This window comes from Rhizobacter sp. P1_G5 (assembly GCF_056405435.1).
Genome location: NZ_JBFUCB010000646.1, coordinates 1 through 3,287 on the forward strand (window position 1 = coordinate 1; position 3,287 = coordinate 3,287).

Annotated in this window: 3 protein-coding genes; 2 read left to right on the forward strand and 1 reads right to left on the reverse strand. The window is 73.5% G+C overall.

Annotated elements, in window-relative coordinates:
* On the reverse strand, positions 1-994 hold a 994-nt coding region (locus tag AC1D12_RS28740), incomplete at its 3' end, for a tetratricopeptide repeat protein (protein WP_477844525.1).
* A gap of 300 nt (positions 995-1,294) precedes the next feature.
* On the opposite strand from AC1D12_RS28740, the gene AC1D12_RS28745 reads away from it, so the two are divergent.
* Together AC1D12_RS28745 and AC1D12_RS28750 are read left to right on the forward strand one after the other, a co-directional pair.
* Positions 1,295-2,155, forward strand: a complete 861-nt coding sequence (locus tag AC1D12_RS28745) for a hypothetical protein (RefSeq protein ID WP_477844527.1) — start codon at positions 1,295-1,297, stop codon at positions 2,153-2,155.
* Positions 2,152-3,287 (forward strand): GNAT family N-acetyltransferase (locus AC1D12_RS28750; RefSeq protein ID WP_477844529.1); only part of this gene is annotated, 1,136 nt, incomplete at its 3' end. The genes AC1D12_RS28745 and AC1D12_RS28750, both read left to right, overlap by 4 nt.

A 3,287-nucleotide genomic window follows, 5' to 3' on the forward strand; every position in this document is an offset into this window, starting at 1 on the left:
CCGCCGCCGCATCGCCGGGGCGGCGCAGCAGGCGCATCGCGATGCCGCGCTGCAGCAGCACCTGCGCGCGCAGGCGCTCGTCGGGCGTGCGGTGCTGCAGCTCGCTCGCCTGGTCGAGCAGGGCGAGCGCGCCCACCGCATCGCCGCGCGCGTTGCGCACGCTGGCCAGCCCGCGCAGCGCGTAGGCCTCGCCGCGCGGATAGCCGAGCTCGCGACTCAGCGCCAGCACCGACTCGAAGGCGTGCTGCGCGGCGTCCCAGTCCTTCAGGTTCTCGAGCGCCCGGCCGAGGTTGTGCTGCGTGACGGCCTGCTCGCGGCGCAGCCCGGCGGCCTGCTGCGCCCGCAGCGCCGCCTCGAAGTAGTAGCGCGCCTGGCTGTAGTCGCCCATGCGGTTGTAGAGGATCGCGATCGCGTTCAGCGAGGTCAGCGCCTGTTGCGGCATGCCCAGCCGCTCGTACAGCTGGTTGGCCAGGCGCAGGTCGAACAGGCCGTTGGCGAACTCGCCGCGCACGCCGCGCAGGTAGCCGCGGTGGTACAGGCCGTCGGCGCGCTGCTCGTCGTCGTGCATCTGCTCGGCGACCGCGACCGACTGCTCGAACAAGGCCATCGCCTGCACGCTGTCGCCGGCCAGCTCGCGCAGGTCGCCCTCGCAGCCGAGCAGGCTGGCGCGCAGGCGCGGCGCCCGCGGCAGCAGCGCGCGCGCCTGGCCGAGGTGCGCTTCGGCGGCGGCGCGGTCGCGCTCGGAGTGGTAGTCGCACAGCAGCCAGTGGGCCAGCACCAGCGAATCCGGGTCGGCCGCGGCGCCGGCCTGGTCCAGCTCGGCCAGCGCCTGCTCGGCCAGCTTGCGGCCCTGCTCGGGGTCGCTGCGCATCGCGGCGCGGCTGCGCTCAAGCATCGCGCGCGCCGGCGTGTCGGGCACGGCCGCCTGCGCCTGCACGGGCAGCAGGCTCGTCAGCACGACCAGCAGGCAGATCAGCGAACGCGACGGCAGCATGGATTCCGGAAGAGTCAGGTCGACAGTGTGCGCAGCGGCGACAGCGGCAGATTGTCGCCTGCACACCGGCCCGCGCCGAGCGGGCGCAGGCAGAAAGCCTCGAAAATGCCCGCCGCCGGTTCGCTAGCGCACGGACGGCGCCTCCGCCACCGGCCAGCATGCCCCACAGGCCGGGTGCGCCGTGCCGGGCCGCCCACGCTGCAGGAGTCTCCCATCGCCGCCGCCACTCTCGTCCCGTCGCTCCCCCCGCTGGTCAGCCTGTCCAGCGGAACCCGCAGCGAGTTCGGCACGCGCCCGACCGTGTCGACCCATGCGCTCGCCGACTCCGGCCTGTTCTCCGACGAGGCACTGTGCGAGTTGCTCGACCGCTTTCCGCGCCAGCAGCTGCATGCACTGACGATGGGCAGCGACCCGGCCCGCCCCGACCAGAACCGGCCGGTCCGCCACGAGGAACTCGATGGCGCCGACCTGCTGCGCGCGGTGCAACAGGGCTGCCTGTGGCTCAACCTGACGCGCGTCGACCGGGCCGATGCCCGCTTCCGCACGCTGATCGACCGGCTCTATGAGGAGCTCGCCGACGGGATCCCGGGCTTCCGCCCCGACGCGAGCCACGGCAACCTGCTGATCTCGTCGCCCCGCGCGATGGTGTACTACCACGTCGACGGCCCGGCCTCGGTGCTGTGGCACGTCCGCGGCCGCAAGCGCGTGTGGGTGTACCCGCCGCTCGATCCGCACTTCGTGCCGCGCGAGGCGATGGAGGACATCTTCGCCGGTGCGCGCCACGAATACCTGCCGTTCGACCCGGCGTTCGATGTCGCGGCGACGCGCTGCGAACTCGAGCCCGGCCAGTGGATCGCCTGGGCCCAGAACGCGCCGCACCGGATCTCCAACCTCGAGGGGATCAACGTCTCGCTGTCCACCGAGCATTTCACGCCGCAGACCCGGCGGCGCGCGCGCGTCCAGGCCGCCAACCGCTTCATGCGCCTGCGCTTCGGCTGGACCGGCCTCTCCACCCGCGACGCCGGCCCGATCGCCGGCCTGAAGGTGCTGGCCCACCAGCTGGCCCGCCGTGCCGGGCTCGACCGCATCCGCCTCAAGCGGCACGAGGCCGCCGCGCTGCGCGTGGACCCCGACGCGCCGGACGGGGTGGCGCCGCTGTGATCGAGGTGCGCTGCTTCGGGTCGCTCGCGCAGGCCGCGGCGCTGCGCCACGACATCGATGCGCTGAACCGCCAGTCCGCCCGCCCGGACCCGTTCTCGACCTTCGCGTTCTTCGAGACCTGGCTGCGCCACGACGAACGCCACCCCGCCGGCACCGGCATGCAGCTGTGGTTCCTGGCCGCGTTCCGGCGCAACGAGCTGGTCGGCTACGTCGCGCTCAAGCGGGTGCTGCGGCGCGTGCTGGGCGTGCCGGTGGCCACCGTCGATTTCCTCGTCACGCACGACACCGACCGCCCGCACGCCGTCGCGCGGGCCGAGGACGTGGGCCCGGTCTGCGAGGCGTTCTACGCGCACCTGCTGGCACGGCGCGCCGACTGGAGCTACCTGGAGTTCCAGCAGCAGGACGCGGGCTCGCCGCTGTTCCCTCCGCCGGCCTCGGTCGACCTCGGCGGCTACCTGGTGCGCGAGTGGCCGGCGCTTGCGAACTGCACGATCCCGGTCCGCTGGGCCGGCCTCCCGGCGTACTGGCAGGCGCTGTCGAAGAAGTCCCGCTCGAACCTGGCGCGGCAGCTGGAGGCCACCTTTGCCGCCGGCGAGGTCACATTGCTGAGGTCGTCCGACCCGGGCACCACGCCGGCGCTGCTGGCGCTGTACCTGAGCATCGAGCCGCGCAGCTGGAAGGCCCGCGAGGCCCGTGCGCAAGCCGACATCGGGCGCCACCCGGCCCGCCTCGCCTACTTCCGCAGCCTGCTCGACGAGGCGCAGCCGATGCGGGTGTCGATCCAGGTGCTGCTGGTCGACGGCGTGCCGATCGCGGGGCTGATCAACGGCGCCTTCCTTGACGGCCTGTACGCGCTGCACATCGTCCACGACGACCGGGCCGGCCGGCTCGCGCCCGGTTCCGCGATGCTGCTGCTGGGCATGCGCGAGGCGATCGACGGCGGCTTCGCGTTCTTCAACCTGCTGTCGGGCTTCGGCTACTACAAGTCGCGCTGGCTGGCCGAGGCCACGAGCACGCGGATCGCGCAGATCTACCGCACCGGCGGCCTGCTCTACTGGCGCCGCATCGCCGGCGACTGCAAGCGCCGGCTGTTCGCGCCGGCGCGCCGCGAAGCGCCCGGGCCGTTCAACCC